The sequence below is a fragment of the Ferrimonas marina genome (assembly GCF_900129905.1).
Taxonomy (GTDB): domain Bacteria; phylum Pseudomonadota; class Gammaproteobacteria; order Enterobacterales; family Shewanellaceae; genus Ferrimonas; species Ferrimonas marina.
Genome location: NZ_FQXG01000002.1, coordinates 135,490 through 152,840, shown reverse-complemented (window position 1 = coordinate 152,840; position 17,351 = coordinate 135,490). Strand labels below are relative to the sequence as shown.

The following is a 17,351-nucleotide window of genomic DNA, read 5'->3' as shown; positions in this document are numbered from 1 at the left end:
CAGTAATTCTGATGCGGTGAGTAAAAATATTCAATTTTTAATGTGTGAAAATGGCTCTTAATCTGTTTTTTGTCACGGCATGGGGTCGTGGCGATCCACGCTATGGAGGTGTGTATGACGAACTACGGGAAGAGAGAGCGGGGGAGTTTCGGGTGCTGACCTTGGTTTCGAATAAACCCTCTCAAGATCCCATCCTGACCGCGGCGCTGAAGAGCGGTTTGGCCAAGCTGTCCCGCAGCACTGGGCGCCGGTTGGCGCTGTCGGTACTGGCGGGCATCTACATCGGCCTGGCCTTCACCTTCTACGTCACGGTACTGACCGGTGCTGATGCACTGCCTTGGGGCCTGTCCCGCCTGATGGGAGGCCTGGTGTTCAGCCTTGGTCTGATCCTGGTGGTGGTGTGCGGTGCCGAACTGTTTACCAGTACGGTGCTGACGGTGATCCCCTGGGCCAAGGGCCTGGTGCGAACCGGACCGATGCTGCGGCACTGGACTTTGGTGTTCTGCGGCAATGCCCTCGGTGCGTTGCTGTTGGTGGGGTTGCTCTGGCTGGCTGGCCAACATGGTCAGGCCGGAGGCCAGTGGGGATTGAAGCTGATGAGCGTGGCCAAGGCCAAGCTGCACTACGACTTCGGCCAGGCAGTTGTCCTGGGGGCACTGTGTAACCTGCTGGTGTGTCTCGGTATCTGGATGAGCTTCAGCGCCAAGGATCCGATGGGCAAAGCCGCCCTGCTGGTTCTGCCGGTGGCGATGTTTGTCAGCGCCGGGTTTGAGCACAGCATCGCCAACTTGTTCTTGATTCCCATGGGGATCGCAATCCATCAGTTCGCCGACGCCAGTTTCTGGCAGGCAGTGGGCACGTCACCGGCGCAATACGCCGATCTGACCTGGAGCCACTTCCTGCAGGCCAATCTGCTGCCGGTGACCTTGGGCAACATTCTGGGGGGCGCCCTGTTTGTCGGCCTTAGCCACTGGTGGATTCACGGTCGTCAACATGACCGACAACCACATTCAAACGCATTGTTACCCAAGGGGAACTCCATCATGTCTCACGATGCAACCAAACTGACTGCAGGCGATCTCATTGACCGTCAACCTCTGACCCTGAGCCCGGAAACCGGCACCCGCGAGGCGGCCATCGCCCTGCTGGGCAGCGGCGCCAACGCCGTGCTGGTGGTTGACCAGGGCAAGCCGGTAGGCCAGCTCGACGAGCAGGACCTGCTGCGTGGCTACTACCTGGCAGATCAAGAGGGCGAGATGGCCATCGCTGAGCTGATGCAGCCGCTACCGTTCGTAGCGACCGTGGATGAGCCCCTGGTGAAGCTGGCGGATCGTCTGGCGGTGGACCGGGAGAAACTCTACCCGATCTCCGACGCCGGCTACCTGACCCGCTACTCAGACTTGAGCCTGGCCCGTCGGGCCCAACTGGCGGCCCCCAACAGCAACGGCCTGGTGCTGGTGATGGAAGGGGAAGTGCTGGCGGGTGTGGTGCACAAGCGCCACGTGCTGGCCGCCATGGCCGGTGTGGCCTTTGAGAAAGCCAAGCTGAGCACCGCGGCCTAAGGCCGGGTAACCGTCAGGCGCGACCTAAGGTCGCGCCTGTTTGCGTTTGAAGCGGGGCGATTCGTGGGCGGATTACCCCACCGCCCGCATCAGGATCGCCTCGCAGCGGGCCAAATCGATGTCCCGCTTCTCTCCCAGCGGCCAACGGGCGTGGGCCTGCAGCGCCGGCAGCAGCTCGGTGGCCACATCATTGCGACTGATGTGGTGTTGATTCAGCCGGGTGGCGGCCCCGATGCTGCGGAACAGGTCCTCGATCGCCACAATGGTTTGCTCTGCCACCGCCTCGCCGCTCAAACCGAATACCCGCTCCCCCATCTGAGTCAGCTTGGCTCGCTTGTTGATGATCATCTCCTCCAGCAGCGCCGGCAACACCACCGCCAGGGTCTGGGCGTGGTCCATGCCGAACACCGCGGTCAGCTCATGGCCGATGGCGTGGGTGGACCAATCCTGCGGCACCCCAGCCCCAATCAGGCCATTGAGCGACTGGTTGGCAGTCCACATCAGGTTCTCCTGCCAGCCATCCTCGGCGCGGTGATCATAGCTTCGCGCCAGAGCCACCAGGTTGCGCAGCAGCACCTCGGCGTACCCTTCCTGCACCACCGCCTCGGTGGGCTCGGTCAGGTATTGCTCGCAGATGTGAACGAAGGCATCGATGATGCCATTGGAGAGCTGGCGATCCGGCAGCGAGCGCATCACGGTGGGATCAAGGATGGCAAAGGCCGGTTGCACCAGCGGCGACAGGAAGGAGCGCTTCTCATGGGTGGCGGTGCGGGTGATCACCGCAGCGCCGTTGGACTCGGAGCCGGTGGCCGGCAGGGTCAATACCGCGCCGACAGGCAGTGCTTTACGCACCTTATGACTGCCATCGAGGATATCCCAGCCGTAGCCTGAATAGCAGGCCGCCGCGGCAATGTACTTGGCGCCGTCTATCACCGAGCCACCGCCTACCGCCAGCAGATAGTCGATCTGCTCCTCCTGTACCTTTTTAACCGCGCCATCCAGGGTCTCGATGGAGGGGTTGGGCTCGATACCACCAAAATCCAGCCATTGATGAGCACTGAGGGCCTGGCTGACCTGGTCGTAGACGCCATTGCGCTGAATGGAGCCGCCGCCAAACAGCACCAATACCTTGGCGTCCTTGGGGATCTCACGGCCGATCTGGCCAAACTGGTTGCGACCAAAGTGCAGGCGGGTGGGGTTGTGGTAGGTGAACTGCATGGAGAAGGGTCCTTTTCACAAACGGATTGGACCGACCTTAGAAGGCAGTTTGTGAAAAAGCAACGAGGTAAAGCAAAGGGCGGAATCTCCGCCCCATTTTTGACTTGCCTCCCCCTTTCAGGGGGCCGGGATCAGGCCGGCTGGTTGCGGCTGGGCTGGTAGTCGATGCCCCACTTGCGGTAGAGGAAGCTGAGCAGCCAGATGGGGCCGATCAGCAGAAACTGCACATCCTCAAAGAAGCTGGGCTTGGCACCCTCAATCTTGTGGCCGACGAACTGGAAGATCCACGCCACTACGAACAGGGTCAGCGCGGTTATCCACAGTGGGTGAGCGACATTGGCTTGGTGCCATAGGATCAGGGCGATATTCACCGCCGTCACGCCGATCATGCCCAGCGCCAGTTTGGGCGACAGCTTGAAGTAGAACGCCAGACTAACCACCATCAGCAGGGTCGCACCGTTGAGGTAGGGTTGGCCGGGCAGGGCCAATGGCCACAGCAGGGCCAGTACCGTCCACATGATCACCGGCACGCAGATCCAGTGGATCAGCTTGTTGGTGGGGTTCTGGTGGCTGACACCGTAGGCATCGAGCCATTGTTGGATGTTCTTGTGCAACATAGGGTCTCCGCTGCAAAAAACTTGACACAGATCACACCCTAAGTCAGCCTGACCTAATAATCCAATGACGGTTTTTCAGTCTTATCTATGAATGAATCTCATAGTTTGGCCCGGGTGGATCTGAACCTGTTCCGCATCTTCGTCACCGTGGCGCAGCGCGGCTCCACCGGTGCGGCGGCGGAGGAGCTGCACCTGACCCAGTCGGCGGTATCCCACGCCCTGGGCCGGTTGCGTCAGCAGCTGGGCGAACCGGTGCTGGTACGGCAGGGGCGACACCTGGTGTTGACCCCCCATGGCCGGGCCATCCTGCCCAAGGTGCAACAGGCACTGACCCAGCTGCAGGGCTGCATGGGCCAGGGGGAGGGGTTTGACCCCCGCCACAGCGATCTCACCTTTAGGTTGGGGTTTCGCGACATCCTGGAGGCTATGGTGTTGCCCCGCTGGATGCAGGAGCTGGAGCAGATGGGTTCGCCGCTGAGCTTTACCAGCAGCCGGGTACGGGGCAATCAGATGGCACAGCGATTATTGGCGGGAGAGCTGGATGTGGCGGTGGATCTGGAGCGGCCGGTGGCGGCGGGGATCGAAAGCTGCCACCTGCGGGACGAGCCGCTGGTCTTGCTGCTGGGGCCCAAGCATCCGGCCTTTGGCCAAGAGAGCTTTAGCCAGGCGGATTACCAGGCCAGCCACCATGTGCTGGTGACCCTGCAGGCGGAGGAGCGCGCCTTTGTTGATCAGCGCATGACCGGCCTGCAGGGCGAGCGCCGGGTACGGCTACATTGTGAAACCTACTTTGCCGCGGCCCAGGTGGTGGCCCACACCCAGCTGCTGCTGACCATGCCCGCCACCTACGGAACCCATTTGGCATCGCTGCTGGGGCTGGAGGTCAGGCCGCTGCCATTTGATTGCTCGCCCTTGCCTATTGGCCTTTACTGGCGCCGCAGCAGCAGTGAACAGGCCGGCCTGGTCTGGCTGCGTGAGCGGTTACAGCAGGCCCTGGCTAACTGAGGCCGTGGTCCGGGCTGACGCAGGGATTGCTAGATCTCGTGCAATTCGGCCCAGTCTTTCAGTTGCTCCAGAATCGACAGCGAGGAGCAACCAAACTCGGTGATCTCGTAGCAGACTGCGATGGGGCGGTCGTTGATCACGGTACGGGTCAGCAGGCCCTGCTCCTCCATCTCCTTGAGCCGCTGATTCACCATCTTCTTGCTGGCACCGCCGAGCATCCGTGCCAGGTCGTTGAAGCGCACCGGGCCATCCTTGAGGTGCCACAGGATGGAGCCTTTCCACTTGCCACCGATGATGCGCATGCCGCGCTCAATCGGGCAGGGCTCCAGGCAGGGGGCGATCACGCTCTTCTGCCCCTGGGCATTTTGTTGAATTCGTTCTGACGGGGTCATGGGGCTCCTTTCACTTTATTGGGCTGCGTGCCCGAGGCGACACTTTTTGGTGGTTACAAAAAGTATACTGGTTGATTGTGGTAACTGATGGTAGCAAACTCGGCCCCACAGACACAAACAGCGTGCCCGATGGAGGCCAAGCAATGAACATTCTGATCATCAACACCCACCAGCCTTACCCCTTCTCTGAAGGCAAGCTCAGCCAGGCAATGGTGGACTTGGCCGCCGAGGTGGCGCAAGCCAAGGGCCACAAGGTGCGTATCACCCAGGTCGCGGAAGGCTACGAGGTGGCCGAGGAGATCGAAAAGCACCTGTGGGCCGACCGCGTGGTACTGCAGATCCCGGTGAACTGGATGGGGGTGCCTTGGTCGTTCAAGAAGTACATGGATGACGTTTACACCGCCGGCATGATGGGCGAGCTGTGTGATGGTGACGGTCGTACCCGCCAGGACCCCAGCAAGCAGTACGGCACCGGTGGCAAACTGGAGGGCAAGCAGTACCTGATGTCGCTGACCTTCAACGCGCCGCAGGAGGCGTTCGACGATCCTAAGCAGTGGCTGTTCGAGGGTAAGGGCGTGGACGATCTGCTCTACCCGCAGCACATGAACTTCCGCTTCTTCGGTTTGACCGGGCTGCCCACCTTTGCCGCCTACGACGTGATGAAGAACCCCCAGATCGAGCAGGACCTGGTTCGCTTCCAGGCTCACCTGCAGCAACACCTCTAAGCCGCGCGGGCCGGAGTGCCCGCCGCCTCACGCTCCGAGGCCGCAGACCGCGCGCTGAACCAAGACAGCAGCAAGCAGACAGAAAAGATGGCCCCGGCCATCTTTTTGTCGTTCTGCTTTGTGGCTTTAGCACTGGGCAAAGTGTCTGGCTGAACTGAGGTTTTCCTTTGATGGGTTGAATCCTTCAAATAGGAGTCGGGCAGTCTGTCCCAACCCCCTACAATGCCGCTCCATTGGTACCGAGACGAACACTTCGGTACCGCCGTTGCGCTACCGGGTTGGCTGGATTGAGAGCCGAGACTTGGCAGCGCTGCCACACACTTGGCACCGTTTGCCGGGCTTAACCCCGGCGCCGTTTCGGATGACCCCATCAGGACAACAAGACGATGATTGCAGCCCCCAAAGAGCTGGCCCTGGCCGACGTGTTTTTCCCACCGCTGTTGCTGGTGATGGTGATCGCCTACCTGGCGACGCTGGCGACCTCCTACGGCCTGGTGAAAAGCGGCCTGCAACGCTTTGTGGCGATGCCCGCGCTGTTTGAGCTGAGCCTCACTGCCATCTACGCCGTCCTGTTGGCTACCTACGTCATTCCTTCTTAACCCTGGGAGTCTCATCATGATCCGCTTTCTCGTAACCGGCTGCATCATCGCCCTGGCGGTCGCCCTGGTGGGCCAACGTTATCACCATCACCTTGATAACCCCTGGACCCGGGATGGCCTGGTGCGTGCCCACATCATCCAGGTGACCCCGCGGGTTACCGGTCCGCTCAAGCGCGTCCACATCGAGGACAACAGCCAGGTGGCCGAAGGTCAGCTGCTGTTTGAGGTGGACCCGGTACCCTACGAGACCGCCCTGGCCAAGGCCGAGGCCGGCCTGCTGCAGGCTAAGGCGGCGCTGGAGAAGGCGGTGAACGAGAACAACCGCTCCAAGCGGCTGGAACAGCGCGAGCCTAACTCCATCTCCACCTTGCAGCTGAACAACTACCAGAACGCGGTGGACGTGGCCGAAGCCAACGTTAAGGCCGCCGAGGCCGGCGTTCGTGAGGCCCAGCTGAACCTGGAGTACACCAAGATCTACGCTGCGGCGGATGGCTTTATCACCAACCTGAACCTGCACGAGGGCACCCAGGTGGTGGCCAACCAGCCGATGGTGGCGCTTATTGATCAGAACAGCTTCTGGGTGGATGGCTTCTTTAAGGAGACCGATCTCAACGGCGTGGCAGTAGGCGACCGCGCTGAAGTCACTCTGATGGGGTACAGCGACCACACCCTGACCGGTGAGGTGACCAGCATCGGCTACGGTATCGCCCAGAGCGACGGCAGCACCGGTGCCTTCCTGCTGCCCAATGTGAACCCCAACTTCCAGTGGATCCGTCTGGCCCAGCGGGTGCCGGTGAAGGTGACCCTGGATAGCCTGCCGCAGGAGATCCAGCTTCGTGTGGGCACCACCGCCAGTGTCCAGTTGAGCAAATCGGTACCGGGCGGGGTGTAACCATGTTGGCAACCGCCACAAAGACCGCGATCAAGGTGGCGCTCTCCATCGCCATCAGCATCCTGATTGCCCTGAGCCTGGGTTGGGAAAAGCCCTACTGGGCCGCCATCGTTATCCTGGTTCTGGCCACCTCGGAGTCACTGAGCGAGTCCCACCACAAGGGGATTAACCGCATGGCCGGCACCGTGCTGGGCATCATTCTGGCCTTTCTGCTGGTGGCCAACTTTGCCCAGCAGCCGCTGCTGTTTATTACCGCATTGACCCTGCTGGCGGGGCTGTTGCGCTACATGACCGGCTGCCCTTACTACGGCTACACCTTCCAGATGGCACTGACTATTTGTGCCGTGGTAGGAGGCATGGGGGCGCTGGACGGGGCCAACACCTTCCATATGGCCATCACCCGGGTACAGGAAAACGTGCTGGGCCTGGTGGTGTTCTCCCTGGTTTGGCATTGCCTGTGGCCGGAAACCGCCCAGGACCAGTTCTTCCAGGAGACCCAAGGCTCGGTGGCTCAGCTGCGCAGTGCCATCCGCCGTTTGGCCCAGGGTGAGAGCGTGGAGCCGGATTTAGCGCAGTCAATTCAGGCGCGACTCAAGCCATTGCACCTGCAGTTGCGGATGCCCCTGGGCAGCAGTTTTACCCTGCGCTACCGCACCGCCCATTGGCAGCAGCTGTTGGTGGCGCTGGAGTCCAGTGTCGATAGCTTTGCTGAACTGGCAAAAGCCCCCTCTGACCTGACCGCCGGCCAGAGTATTGCCCTGGCGGAGCTGGATAGCGTACTGGCCCAGCTGGAAGCCATGGCGCGTCAGCCCCATCGTCGCAGCCACCTTGAGCCGGTAACCCTGACCCAGCAAGGGGAGGGGGCGGTGGCAAAGCTGCAACAGCAGCTGCTGCAGAGTGCCTCGGAGTTTCGCATTGCCCTGGGGCTGGACCCCAGTCTCAATCCACCCAAGCGAGTCCCCTGGGTGAAGTATCAATGGGCCCTCAATGGCTCAGAGCGGCTGCATCAGGCATTGACCCTGATGCTCATTGTTGCGTCTGCGATGGCGATTTGGGTTTACCTGCCGATCCCTGGCGGGGTGCTGTTCCCGGTGGTGCTGGTGTCGCTGAGCAGCGTGCTGGTGGGTTTCCCTCGCCAGGCACTGAAGCTGGCGTTCTGGGGGGTAACCCTGTTCTCGGTTCCGGCGGTGCTGCAGATGGTATTGATCCTGCCGCACCTGACCGAGGGTTGGCAGCTGGGACTGTTCTACTTTGCCAACGTGTTCTTCATCTGGCGTGTGTTCCCCAAGCCGGAGCAGGTGCTGCTGCGGATGATGGGGGCGCAGATGCTGGTGATCATGACTACAGGTGTGATGCAGCTAAGCCCCAGCATCGGCGTGGTGCAGCCTTTGATGATGGTGCTGTTTGTCTGGCTGCTGTTGTTCATCGTCAACTTCTTCGTCAAGTTGATGGAGCCTGTGGCACCCAAGGCGGTGCCGGCCACCGCCTGAGCCGGGCGCACTGCCTGAGACGGCAGCGCCGGGAGCAAAAGCAGCCCTAGCGGCAAAGGGACGTTGGCCTTGTTACACACTGCGACAGCTTGCGGCAGGCTGGGGAAACCTGGTGACCGCCAGGGTGGTGTAATGGCATCGGTTCGTTGGCCTCCCCGATTGGAGGGAGGTCAGCGGCATAAGCCTTGATTCCATGCTGCCATGAGAGCCCTGTTGCCATGAAGCTATACCGCCTCCTTCCCCTTCTGTTTATTGCCGGTTGCAGCAGCAAACCGGAACCCGCTGACCATGCCTTTCGTCATCAACTCACCGATGAGGGCACCGTGCTGTTTACCCTGAGCTACTTCGGCAACGACGATGAGCGCCGCGGTGGTGACGCCAAGTCGAGAGAGGGGCGTGGCAAAGGCGGTGGTCGTGGCGGCCGCGGTGGTGAGAGAGGTGGCCCAGGCGGAAGCCGAGGGGATCGCGATGCAATGGATCCCGAACAGCATGCCGAGATGGCCGCCGAACGCAGCAGTGCCAAGCTGATCCCCCTGCTGGAGTCGGAGCTGGACCAGCGGGGTCTCTGCCTGGAGGGCTATGAGATCCTGGAGCAGCGCCCCACCGCCAAGGGCATTGCCCTGCAGGGCCAGTGTCCCCAGGGCTGAGGCCGCGTCATCCCTGCAATCGCACCGGGTATCGCACCTTGCACCTCAGCTGACATTACAACTGCCATCTGTCATTTAAGGTCTACATTTTCAGTATCCTCGGCCCTCGGAAAAGACTCTGGGGGCCGCCATGACTGAGATGGGAGCGCAACAATGGACCAGGGAAGGATCAGCTGCAATCAATCGGCCACCGAACTCACTGCCAGGCGATGGGCAACGGGCATGGCTAAAGTTGTGACCTTAGTTATGTCGGCGGCCCTGCTGCTGATGCCCGTCAGCGCCCATGCCAGCCTCAAGGCCAAGACCTGGCCCGCCTCCGACAAAGCCAAGCAGTTCGTCAAAGACAACATCGTCATCGGTATGATGGCCAGCCCCCATGGCACCGGCTGGACCGAGGATGAGCAACTGCTCAGCTACTACCGGGAGTCCCGCGAGGCGGGGATCACCGGCCACGAACTCACCCTCACCGCCGCCTCCCACAACTGGGATGAGCTGATGCGCCAGCATCGGGCCTTTCGCGCCGCCATGGCCAAAGAGCCGGAAAACTACGTCTTTGTCCGCTCCATCCGGGATATTGAATCCGCCCACCTTAAGGGCCAGACCGCGGTGATCTGGAACTCTCAAACCGCCACCATCCTCGAGGAAGATCTCTCCCGCATGCCGATGCTCAAGGAGATGGGCATCAACTCGATGATCCTGGCCTACAACGATCGCTTCCGCACCGGCTCAGGCTCACTGACCGCCTACAACGGCATGGACGATGGCCTGACGACCTGGGGCAGGGCGGTGATTGATGAGATGGTGCGCTGGGGCATCCTGCTGGATCTCAGCCACACCGGCAAGCAAACGGCGATGGACGCCATGGACCACATGGATGAGCACTACCCCGACGTGCCCTACGTCTTTACCCATTCTATCCCGGCGGGGCTGTACAAGGACGAGCCCATGGCCACGCCCAAGGGCTGCTATCGCAACATTACCGACGAGGAGGCGCTGCGGGTGGTGAAGTCCGGCGGCTACGTCTCGCCCACCTTTACCGAGTGGATGCTGGATGGGATCTGGCCGGATGACATTACCCCCAAGCAGGCGGCGGATATGATTGACTATTACGTCAAGCTGTTGGGGGAGGACCACGTCGGACTGGCCACCGACGACATGTACGATGTCTCGCTGGTGGTGGCCTTCGCCAAGAAGAACGCCGCGATGTACAACGATGGCGGCTACATGATCAACGCCTTTAACCAAGGGGCGGATGATGCGGCGATGCTGGCGCGGATCCTGCCGGCTATTACTGATGATCTCTGGCAGCGCGGCTATACCGACGCTCAATTGGCCAAGATCTACGGCGGCAACAAGATGCGGGTATTCCAGCGGGTCTGGGAAGGCGCCGCCCGGGGCCAGTGGGATGAGGAGATGGAAGAGCGTTTGCAGCTGCGCCAACAGCTGATGGAGAAGTACGGCACCCGTTAAATTACCTCGACGACATGACGCACTAAAGCGACAAGGCTGGCAATCGCCAGCCTTTTTGCTTCCGGCAATCCGGCGCATTTAACAACTTTGATACAAAGCATTACAGAAAGGGGGCGTGGCCTGACGCACTATGAGGATGTCGCGTTTGCTGCCCCGTCGCTGTGTCGACGGGCTGGCCAATAAGAGCAATTCACCGCACCTGGCCTTGGGGCATAGTCCAAGGAGGTAAAGGCCAGGCGTCCGGGCAAGGAGCCGAACGATATGGACATCCCTCACACCCTCAAACACAGCCTGATGATCGCCAGCCTTCTGGCACTAAGCGGCTGCTCCGGCGGCGATGACAGCGCACCGGCCACCCTTGAACCCCCCAGTGAAGAGCAACCGGCACAAGGCAGCGACGGCGAGGAATCGGGTGCTGATCCTGAAGAAAGCACGCCGGGTGATGACTCCGGTACTGAACCTGGTGAGGACGAAACCCCACCGGAGGAGGAAGCTGCTCCTGGCGATGACACTACGCCCGGTGACGATACCGATCCTGAAAGCCCGCAAGGGCAGGTGCCAACACTGCCAGAACAGCCCTACAACTACGCCAACATTGAACTGCCGGAGCACTACACCAGCAACAGCTTTAACGATCAGGCGCTGTTTCAGCATGCCGCGATTGATCAGGACAACACCCCGGACGACAACCCCATCACCGACCATGGCGCCACCCTGGGACGGGTGCTGTTCTACGACATCAAGCTCAGCGCTAATGGCACCATCTCCTGTGCGTCTTGCCATCAGGCGGAGCATGGCTTCTCCGATCCCGAGGTGCTCAGCCGTGGCTTTGACGACGAGCTGACCCGGCGCCACTCGATGGGGCTGACCAACGCCCGCTTCTACGACAGCGGCAAGTTCTTCTGGGACGAGCGGGCAGACACCCTGGAGGAGCAGGTGTTGATGCCGTTCCAGGATCCTGTGGAAATGGGACTGACGCTAGATGAACTGGAGCAGATTGTCGCGGAGCAAACCTACTACCCGGCACTGTTCGCCAACGCCTTTGGCGATGAGACGATCAATAGCGATCGCATCGCCCGTGCCCTGGCCCAGTTCGTTCGCAGCATGGTGAGCACCACGGCCAAGTACGATATCGCCCGGGCCGAGGTGGAGTCCGCCACCGACAACTTCCCTGGCTTTACCGACCAGGAGAACCAGGGCAAGCGGCTGTTCCTGCAGCCCATCACACTGGCCAATGGTGACCGGGCCAACTGCGCCGGCTGCCACGTCAGTGAGGCCTTTATCGGTCCGGTGCCCAACGCCGTGCGTGGCTCCACCACCGCCACCAACAATGGACTGGATGCGGACTCCACCGACGATCTCGGCGTCTACGAAACCACTGGCAATCCAAATGACATCGGTAAGTTCAAGGTTCCCTCACTGCGCAACATCGGCGCGCGACCGCCCTATATGCACGATGGCCGCTTCGCGACGCTGGAGGAGGTGATTGAACACTACAGCAGTGGTATCCAGCCTCACCCCAACCTGATGGCACCACTGATAACCTCCGACGGCGAACCCGCCCGCTTTGACTTCACTCAAGAAGAAAAAGATGCCCTAGTGGCCTTTCTCCACACCCTCACCGATGAAACGATGCTCGCCGACGAGAAGTACAGCGACCCCTTTCAGTAGGCCCAACTGGCAAGCTCTTAGAAACCAGCAGGTAGAGAATCGTACAGGCCGCCCCGTCATTGCATGACGGGGCGGCCTGTCGCGTTTAGGTCTGCATGTGACATCTTCTTTGTCTTGCCACCTGCACGGCGAAATTGCTGCATCTAACGCATTGCTTGACTCCCATTCACTTGATAGTTTCTTGACACCGCTGCGAGAGATAATGTTGCGGTAATATTATCCGGCACAAAATTAATTTGAATGAAATATGCGATTGGACTTCGTAAATAATTGAGGATGTGATGAAAAGAGGCCGATATTTCCTAGGGCGAGTTGTAAAAATAAACTTAAGTCAAGAGCAAATTATGGATGCAATTTCTAACCCTCCAATTGTTACAGTCGGAAAGTTCGACTGGACAATTACTGATATTGTAGACAATAGAGATTCTGAATTGCCATTTGTGTTCGGTAAGCTGTCTAAATATGCGAAAAACGGTCATGCTACCGTAATTGATGAAGGAAAACGAAATCAAGTAAATACTGACGTACCAAATCTCGTGGAAGCAAGTTCACCGTTCGTATACCTTCCTGAGTGCTCTGGAATAGCTTACTTACATGTTTGGAATGGCATTCAAGAGGAAGTTTTCCCTAGGCGCTTCAAGTCAATTATCGAGAAGGCATATGATAATTTCTTTATTTCCTGCGATATAGATCCAGTATCTGACTATAGAAAATTCACATCCAGGTTGAAAAAGTTAAGCCATTATACTGAATTCTCAGCGACTGTATTCCCGCCTAACCCTTTATTTGGAAGGCTTTGGTCTAGTCTAAATACTTATATTTCTGAGAGAAATGCTTCAGAGATTACAGTAAAGGAGCAAACATCTAAGACTGATGGTTTAAAGTCTAATATTGTTGAATTGATGGACAGAATCCTAGAAGATTCTGAGTTTGAGCCTGAAAAAATCCCGGATATTGGCGATGCTGCAATACTAATGGCAGCAGATGGTTATGGCAGAGGTAAGGTTGTTGGACTAGAAGGTGGAGAGGAGGTTGTGGTTAAAACTAGCGATACACAAAAAAGCTTCCTATTTCCAAAGGAACCAGCTCCTTATGACCTAGCTAAGGTTTCTAATACACATTTTAGTCGAGTTACAAAAGAAAGAGATATGAAGCATTGATGAAGTCAATTTACTATCTCCGAATCATTTTTATAAGTTTTGAGATGCTTGTCTTTTTGAGTGGTGTTTTTTTGTATTTTTCTTTTGAGCCAGAATTGAAAGAGGCTTTCGAGTCTTTGAGCATTAATGAGGATGCACGCAAATGGCTATTGATGTTACCTCTTGGCATTGTCGGGTGGACCTTTAAAGAAGGAAAGGTTGTTATTTTCCCGAATGAAAAGCTTGATAAGTTTCTTCATGAATGGCCAGATTACTGGAAGCTAAAGTGTCACTTTAATATCGGGATCTTAATTGCAGTTGTTTTTTCCATTGTTTGCATCTACGTATGGCTAATTGATGGGTTGGAACAATTTAAGCTCGCCTGGCTGTTTCTTATATCAACGTTGGTTATTTTAATCAATGCATGCAGTTTCTATATGGCCATTATATCCATTAAAAGTATGCTGCTAAAAGTTAAATGATTTCTATGGGTTGAAACAGATCTAAATCAAGGTTGTTATGATCTATTTGTCGCTTTTTAAAATGCCAAGGCCGATGAAAATAACGGGCAGGTCGTCAAGTATCACGAATTCATTCATTAACTCAATTATTCCAGTGATTGAGCCTACAGAAGATGAAGTGAAGCATGCACTTCATATGCTTGGCATGGACCTAAATTCGTTTCAGTGTTCATATTGTGGTTCCGAAGCAACCGAATGGGATCATCTTCGCCCACTAGTAATGAACAAGAGGCCCACAGGGTATGTATCTGAAATAAAAAATTTAGTTCCAGCGTGTGGGAAATGTAATCAGTCGAAAGGGAATAAGGATTGGCGTGCCTGGATGTTGAGTGATGCTGCGTTGTCGCCCAAAACTAAAGGTGTGCAAGATATCAAGCAAAGAATGGAAAGTCTTGAGCGCTATGAAAGTGCTGAAGCCCCTACCAAAGTAGATTTCGAGTTCGTGGTCGGGAAGGATAAATGGGAGCAGCACTGGAGAAACTGGGAACTTGTTCAAGAAACCATGCGAGAGGCTCAGGTACTTGCCGACGAGATTAATGAGACCGTGGCAAAGAACTATGACAGGCTATAAAAATCTATTCAGTGTGGGCGGGACCTAGCCAAACTCGGTCCTTTTAAATTAGTTACCCATGAAGCTTCGCCCTCAGTTGCGCGATTTTCAGTGCTTCCCCTTCTCGCACAATCACCAGCTGCTGGGCTACGTCCATCTCCAGGTTTTGTCCGCTGTAATCCCTCGCCTGCCAGCGCACCAGGTAGCTGACCTGCCAACCCTGTTGTTGATTGCCTTGAATTGAAAGTTCGCTCAGCTCGTGAGCATTCCAGGCGATGTTGTCGATGACGCCCTGGTACCAGCCGAGGAAGTCGTCCACGGAGCGCAGTGGCGCGTCGGGGTAGTGAAGAGCGACCGGTTCTGCGATGCGCTCTAAGAAGAAGCGCGCTTCACGTTGGTGGTCGAAGCCGGCAAACCACTGGTAGACGAAGGCCGCCACGTCATTGTGGCTGAACTCGGCGCGAGCCTTGGCATCGTAGTTGGGGCTTAACGTGTCCAACGCAGGGATTTGGGACGTGGTCTGGGGCTGGGCCTGCGCCTGCGCCTGCGCTGAACTCTCAACCTCCCCGCTTGTGACTCCCTCATTGGCCATAACGCTGGAAGTGAAGAGCCCGATGGCCAGTACGGGAAGAATCCAGAGCGAACGTGGTGCAGGGTTGAACAGGTTCATCGATGAGCCCCCGTTGGTTTGACATTAATGGCTTTGCCGGACTGTTTTTCTTTTAGAAGCACAGGGCACCGGGCAATCGCTCCTCGGTGCCTAATGCTTAATGCCAAGTGCCAAGTGCCAAGTGCCAAGTGCCCAGTGCCTAGCGCCTAGTATCCAGCGCCCAGTGATATTGAGTATGGGCGTCCCTGAAGATAAGCCCTACTCGGGGTGAAAGCTGCCGCCTTCCTCCAGGCCAAAGGCGTACTTGAACGGGGCTGGGTCGAAGTACTCTCGAAACAGCGAGATCTTGCCGCCAACCACGTGGAACAGACCGCCATAGTTTTGGTGGTAGGTGCGACCGGTGGGTCGGATCTCCGCCTCGCCAACAAACTCCACGAACACCCACTGCGGGTCCACCATGGGGTACACCCTGAACTGGGACAGGAAGTCCGCCTTGCCGGCGTTATCCGGCCAGCCCGCGTAGTGGGCGATCAGCGCTTCTTTACCCTCCACCCGCTTGGGGAAGCCCTCCGGGGCATAGGGCATGTGCTGGACTGCATCCTCGTTCCATACCTCGGCAAAGTCGTCCATCGCCTTGCGCTCCAGTGCTGACAGGAAGTCGCGCACCGCCGCCACGGTTTGCTGGCGCTGCAGGTAGGCGACCGGCTGCTGAGCGGCTCGAGTCACGGCCTCGGACAGCAGTGCCCGATCCCCCTGTTCCTGCTCCAGCACAAACTGATGCTCGGTGATACGCCAGCGGCCTTGCTGCTGGGCCAGGGCGTAGCGGTAGTGACCGCTCACCTGCCAAAGCTCGCCATCCAGGTGATGCTGGGCCCGTACTGGGGCGGTGGCGATGGCGGATTGGCCATCAAGCTCTATCTGGATAGTGCCAAGGTCGTGGTAGGTCTGGTCGAACCCGGGCAGTACCGAGGCCCACTGGGTCATCAGCGTCTGCGCCTCAATGCGTTGTGGGGCTTCGCCACTGAGGGACTGGTAGTCCAGCAGTACCTGATCGGCATAGAGCTGCTGCAGATCCTCAAACTGGTGTCTGTCCGCCAGGTTGCCCACCGCTTGGATAACGGCGCGGACCGCGGCGTGCTCTTGAGTGTATTGGGTGCTGTTCATGGTCTCTTGGCTCTCTGCTGTTAACTCAAAGGGGATGGCCGCAAGCGCCATGGTCCTTATCAACAGGGTGGTAAGTCGGCTCTTCATTGCGGTCGGCTCCTTCAGTTGAGGGTCGAACGAAAATGCGCGGCAACCGCGTCGCAGGCCAGACGCACCGGCTCGGGCTGGTCGTAGAAGTCGAACTGGGTGACGTTGTCCAGCCACAGCATCTTGCCGTCGCTGCCCTTGCGCTCAAGGTACTGCCGAGCTCCGTTCGGGATCACCGCCGCCTCAGAGTGCACCAGCAGGGCAGGCTTGCCGTTGTTGGCGTTGCGGTGGCTGTCGTAGCGCAGCCAGGGCTCCCAGGACGCCAGGTTAAACAGGTTGTCGTATTCTGCGATCAGGCCGCGCTCCGGTTCGGTGTAGTAGGGAGCCTGGTACATCAGGGCCTGTTCATTAGTGGTGCTGGCCGCCTCGATGTATTGCGGTGTGTCCGCTTGCTCGGCGCTGCGGCCTTGGGCGATCAGCCCTTGTACCGCCTCGGCACCGCCGTACACCGCTTCGGCGATCTCCGGGGTGTGCAGCCAGGGGGCCACCAGTGCGTAGCTGCGAATGAGGGGACTATGGGTGGCGGCATCGCTCATGTAACCGGAGGAGGCGCAGATCCCCAGCCCTCCAAGGCGATTGCTGTCCACCTCCGGCCGCTCGGCCAGGAAGGCAACCGCCGCCTCGATGTCGCGGCTTTTGCGTTCGGGGTGCTCCAGGTAGCGAGGCTCGCCGTCGGAGGCGCCCCAGCCGCGAAAATCAAACACCAGGGCAGCAAAGCCGCGCTCGGCCATCTGCTGGGCGTACAGGCTGGGCATCTGCTCCTTGACCGTGGTCCAGGCGCCGGTGATCACCAGGCCGGGGAAGGGGCCGGTGCCTTGCTCCGGCAGGTACAGGGTGCCCACCAGGCGGTCACCGTGACTCCAAAATTCCACTGACGTTTTCATCCTTTGTCCTCTCCGTTATGACTTGAGCCGGGCCACCGTAAGCAGTGTGTACAGCGCAGTGGCCAGCGGTTGAATTAAGCCTATCGGGACAGCGATGAAAGGGATTGA

Annotated in this window: 18 protein-coding genes; 12 read left to right on the top strand and 6 right to left on the bottom strand. The window is 58.4% G+C overall.

Annotated features, from left to right (window positions below):
* Positions 1-152: 152 nt before the first annotated feature.
* Positions 153-1,562, top strand: a complete 1,410-nt coding sequence (focA, locus tag BUC04_RS04380) for a formate transporter FocA (protein ID WP_067657730.1) — start codon at positions 153-155, stop codon at positions 1,560-1,562.
* Between the two features lie 72 nt (positions 1,563-1,634).
* Here the strand turns inward: focA and BUC04_RS04375 are convergent, their stop codons facing one another.
* Together BUC04_RS04375 and BUC04_RS04370 are read right to left on the bottom strand one after the other, a co-directional pair.
* Positions 1,635-2,780 (bottom strand): iron-containing alcohol dehydrogenase, encoded by a 1,146-nt coding sequence (locus BUC04_RS04375; RefSeq protein WP_067657733.1) that lies wholly within the window; start codon positions 2,778-2,780, stop codon positions 1,635-1,637.
* A 131-nt stretch (positions 2,781-2,911) separates the two neighbouring features.
* Entirely contained in the window at positions 2,912-3,397 is a 486-nt protein-coding gene (locus BUC04_RS04370; RefSeq protein ID WP_067657736.1) for an Mpo1 family 2-hydroxy fatty acid dioxygenase, read from the bottom strand.
* Positions 3,398-3,484: 87 nt separating this feature from the next.
* On the opposite strand from BUC04_RS04370, the gene BUC04_RS04365 reads away from it, so the two are divergent.
* Positions 3,485-4,402, top strand: coding sequence for a LysR family transcriptional regulator (locus tag BUC04_RS04365; RefSeq protein ID WP_073325614.1), 918 nt, complete (start codon positions 3,485-3,487; stop codon positions 4,400-4,402).
* A gap of 29 nt (positions 4,403-4,431) precedes the next feature.
* On the opposite strand, the gene BUC04_RS04360 is transcribed toward BUC04_RS04365, so the two are convergent.
* Positions 4,432-4,794: a winged helix-turn-helix transcriptional regulator gene (locus tag BUC04_RS04360; RefSeq protein ID WP_067657742.1), complete on the bottom strand. Its 363-nt coding sequence runs from the start codon at positions 4,792-4,794 to the stop codon at positions 4,432-4,434.
* A gap of 143 nt (positions 4,795-4,937) precedes the next feature.
* Here BUC04_RS04360 and BUC04_RS04355 point away from each other — a divergent pair, with 143 nt between their 5' ends.
* The 10 genes from BUC04_RS04355 (at position 4,938) to BUC04_RS04315 (ending at position 14,519) form a co-directional block, all read left to right on the top strand.
* Positions 4,938-5,519 (top strand): NAD(P)H-dependent oxidoreductase, encoded by a 582-nt coding sequence (locus BUC04_RS04355; protein WP_067657745.1) that lies wholly within the window; start codon positions 4,938-4,940, stop codon positions 5,517-5,519.
* Between the two features lie 386 nt (positions 5,520-5,905).
* Positions 5,906-6,118 carry a DUF1656 domain-containing protein gene (locus BUC04_RS04350; RefSeq protein ID WP_067657748.1) on the top strand — a complete coding sequence of 71 codons (213 nt, stop codon included), beginning with the start codon at positions 5,906-5,908 and terminating at the stop codon, positions 6,116-6,118.
* Positions 6,119-6,134: 16 nt separating this feature from the next.
* Entirely contained in the window at positions 6,135-7,010 is an 876-nt protein-coding gene (locus BUC04_RS04345; RefSeq protein ID WP_200804661.1) for an HlyD family secretion protein, read from the top strand.
* A 2-nt stretch (positions 7,011-7,012) separates the two neighbouring features.
* Positions 7,013-8,500 (top strand): FUSC family protein, encoded by a 1,488-nt coding sequence (locus BUC04_RS04340; protein WP_067657754.1) that lies wholly within the window; start codon positions 7,013-7,015, stop codon positions 8,498-8,500.
* A 218-nt stretch (positions 8,501-8,718) separates the two neighbouring features.
* Complete coding sequence (locus tag BUC04_RS04335) at positions 8,719-9,147, top strand: hypothetical protein (protein WP_067657758.1); 429 nt, start codon at positions 8,719-8,721, stop codon at positions 9,145-9,147.
* Positions 9,148-9,369: 222 nt separating this feature from the next.
* Positions 9,370-10,617, top strand: coding sequence for a dipeptidase (locus BUC04_RS04330; RefSeq protein WP_067657761.1), 1,248 nt, complete (start codon positions 9,370-9,372; stop codon positions 10,615-10,617).
* A 261-nt stretch (positions 10,618-10,878) separates the two neighbouring features.
* The gene (locus BUC04_RS04325) at positions 10,879-12,288 is read left to right on the top strand and encodes a cytochrome-c peroxidase (protein ID WP_234977340.1); all 1,410 of its coding nucleotides are present in this window, start codon (positions 10,879-10,881) and stop codon (positions 12,286-12,288) included.
* A gap of 344 nt (positions 12,289-12,632) precedes the next feature.
* Positions 12,633-13,448, top strand: coding sequence for a hypothetical protein (locus BUC04_RS23540; RefSeq protein WP_143165535.1), 816 nt, complete (start codon positions 12,633-12,635; stop codon positions 13,446-13,448).
* Entirely contained in the window at positions 13,448-13,909 is a 462-nt protein-coding gene (locus BUC04_RS04320; protein ID WP_067657764.1) for a hypothetical protein, read from the top strand. The genes BUC04_RS23540 and BUC04_RS04320 overlap by 1 nt, the downstream gene beginning before the upstream one ends.
* A gap of 37 nt (positions 13,910-13,946) precedes the next feature.
* Positions 13,947-14,519 carry an HNH endonuclease gene (locus tag BUC04_RS04315; protein WP_067657767.1) on the top strand — a complete coding sequence of 191 codons (573 nt, stop codon included), beginning with the start codon at positions 13,947-13,949 and terminating at the stop codon, positions 14,517-14,519.
* Between the two features lie 52 nt (positions 14,520-14,571).
* On the opposite strand, the gene BUC04_RS04310 is transcribed toward BUC04_RS04315, so the two are convergent.
* The 3 genes from BUC04_RS04310 to BUC04_RS04300 all read right to left on the bottom strand — a co-directional run bounded on the left by BUC04_RS04310 (position 14,572) and on the right by BUC04_RS04300 (position 17,243).
* A complete protein-coding gene (locus tag BUC04_RS04310) occupies positions 14,572-15,168 on the bottom strand; it encodes a hypothetical protein (protein ID WP_067657770.1) in 597 nt (198 codons plus the stop codon).
* 198 nt (positions 15,169-15,366) lie between these two features.
* Positions 15,367-16,359 carry a nuclear transport factor 2 family protein gene (locus BUC04_RS04305; protein ID WP_067657772.1) on the bottom strand — a complete coding sequence of 331 codons (993 nt, stop codon included), beginning with the start codon at positions 16,357-16,359 and terminating at the stop codon, positions 15,367-15,369.
* A gap of 14 nt (positions 16,360-16,373) precedes the next feature.
* Positions 16,374-17,243 carry an alpha/beta hydrolase gene (locus tag BUC04_RS04300; protein WP_067657774.1) on the bottom strand — a complete coding sequence of 290 codons (870 nt, stop codon included), beginning with the start codon at positions 17,241-17,243 and terminating at the stop codon, positions 16,374-16,376.
* Positions 17,244-17,351: the final 108 nt, after the last annotated feature.